1 protein-coding gene is annotated in these 236 nt (G+C 60.6%); it reads left to right on the forward strand.

The features are described from left to right. Positions 1-236: P-loop NTPase family protein (locus SB775_RS33825; RefSeq protein WP_486360747.1), on the forward strand; the 236-nt coding region annotated here is incomplete at both ends.

Raw genomic sequence — 236 nt, forward strand, 5'->3', positions numbered from 1 at the left:
GGATTTCGTGATCGTGCCGACAAAGACGGCCGTGTTCGACACCATGAGCATGACGCATACGCTCGATGTGGTACGCGAGCAGAAGAAGCCATTTGCCGTGGTGCTGACCTTTGTCCCACCCCAGGGCCAGGAAACCCGCGACGCTATCGCGGCGATCGAGGAGCTAGGCGCGGCTGTCTGTCCTGTGACGATCGGAAACAGGAAGGCCTTTTTTCGCGCCCAAGGTTCCGGCCAGG

Source organism: Peribacillus sp. SIMBA_075 (assembly GCF_046534585.1).